The sequence below is a fragment of the Verrucosispora sp. SN26_14.1 genome (assembly GCF_004307965.1).
Lineage (GTDB): Bacteria > Actinomycetota > Actinomycetes > Mycobacteriales > Micromonosporaceae > Micromonospora.
Map to the genome: position 1 here is coordinate 1 of NZ_SISL01000769.1, position 1,478 is coordinate 1,478.

Below are 1,478 nucleotides of genomic sequence, written 5' to 3' on the forward strand. Positions count from 1 at the left end.
GCCGCGGTCTGCGTGCTGCTGGCCGGCTGGCCGGCGATCGGCCCCGGGGAGTCCGCGCCGCCGCTGGGCTCCACCACGCTGATCCGGCTCTCCGGCGACCGGACTGCCACCGGTGGCACACCGGGCGTGCGGTCGTACGCGGGCGTCGGCGGGCTGGCCCGAGTCGGCGACCCGCCGGGCACGCCGTTCAGCGCCGACGGCAGCGGGCTCAGCGTCCCGGTGCGTCTCGACGGTGACGCCCCGCCCGCCTCGGTCGCCGCCCTCGCCACCCACCTGGGCGACGCCGCCCGGCGCGGTGCGGCGGTCACCTTCGCCGACCTGCTGCCCGGGCAGCGCTGGGCCACCTCGGCCCGCGCCGGCCTGCGTACCGTGGTGGGCCGCGCCGGACGCGACCCGTTCAGCATGGCCTTCGACGACGCCACCCCGCACTGGCTGGTCGGCGGACGCACCGGCGCCGGCAAGACGGTCTTCCTGCTCGACGTGCTCTACGGGCTGGCCGCCCGCTACTCACCGGCCGAGTTGCAGCTCTACCTCCTCGACTTCAAGGAGGGAGTGAGCTTCACCGAGTTCGTCCCCACCGGACACGATCCGTCGTGGTTGCCGCACGCCCGTGCCGTCGGCATCGAGAGCGACCGCGAGTACGGCGTGGCCGTGCTCCGCGAGCTGCGCCGCGAACTGCACCGACGGGCCACCGCACTCAAGCGCCACGGCGTCACCAAGCTCGCCGACCTGCCCGCCGACACACCGGTACCCCGGATCGTCGCCGTGATCGACGAGTTCCAGGTGTTGCTCGCCGGCAACGACCAGCTCGCCCGCGAATCGGTGGACCTGCTGGAGGAACTCGCCCGCAAGGGCCGCTCGTACGGCGTACACCTGGTGCTCGCCAGCCAGAGCACGACGGGGATCGAGGCCCTCTACGGCCGGGCCGAGGCGGTCTTCGGCCAGTTCGCGCTGCGGGTGGCGCTGGCCGGCGGCGGGGGAGTGCTCGACCAGCTCAACGACGCGGCGGCGACCCTGCCGGTCGGCTCGGCCGTGGTCAACACCGCTGCCGGCGCGCCCGGCGCCAACACCGTGATCCGCTTCCCCGACGCGCACGCCGCCGGTGGTGACCTGACCGGGCTGCGGCACGACCTGTGGCAGGCCCGCCCGCCGGGCGCGCGTCCGCCGTCGGTGTTCCGGGGGTACGACACCGCCCGCGTCGAGGCCGACGCCACCTTCACCGGTCTACGCCCCGGCGGTCGACGTCCTCTGGCCCTGGTCGGCCGGACGGTCGACGTGGACGGCACCACCGCCATGTTCATCATGGACACCGCTCCCGGCCGACACCTGGCCGTGGTGGGTACCTCGCCCATCGGCGCCGAGGTGCTGCGCGCCGCGACCCTGAGTCTCGCCCGGCAGCACACCCCCGGCGAGGCGACCTTCCTGCTCGCCCCGCTGGTCGCCGCCGCCGACTCGGCCGCCGCCGACCTGTCTCTTAT

Annotated in this window: 1 protein-coding gene; it reads left to right on the top strand. The window is 75.0% G+C overall.

What is annotated here, in order from left to right; genetic code table 11:
- Nucleotides 1-1,478, top strand: a 1,478-nt coding sequence (locus EYA84_RS31765) for an FtsK/SpoIIIE domain-containing protein (RefSeq protein ID WP_153227129.1), incomplete at both ends; no start/stop codon positions are given.